The following is a 330-nucleotide window of genomic DNA, read 5'->3' on the forward strand; positions in this document are numbered from 1 at the left end:
GAACTAGGCTTTGTGATACACACCGCACTCAAGAGCCAACAAAAGACACTGGCGCCCATCGCAAAAACCTTAGGCTGGATAGACAGTCACATGCCTGAAATGTTCGAATACTACTATACCGCTCCACGATATATGGATAGGAAACACGGAATACCACAGGGAACCCTACACATTTATCAAATCCCACTAATGGACAATATCGACAACCTAGAAGTCACCAAGAAATTACTAGGTAAACTCGCCCTCTATAGCGCGTATTTTCTATCCAAGCACGACCGTGAAGCAAGACTAACGGAGATCACCGAGCACCTAAACAGCACCCTCGATAAC

1 protein-coding gene is annotated in these 330 nt (G+C 45.8%); it reads left to right on the forward strand.

Annotated features, from left to right (window positions below):
• A partial coding sequence (locus AB4585_RS27700) for a hypothetical protein (protein WP_372171961.1) occupies positions 1–330 on the forward strand: 330 nt, incomplete at both ends.

Origin of the sequence: Vibrio sp. 10N.222.49.C9, from assembly GCF_041474985.1 — a bacterium.
Taxonomy (GTDB): domain Bacteria; phylum Pseudomonadota; class Gammaproteobacteria; order Enterobacterales; family Vibrionaceae; genus Vibrio; species Vibrio crassostreae_C.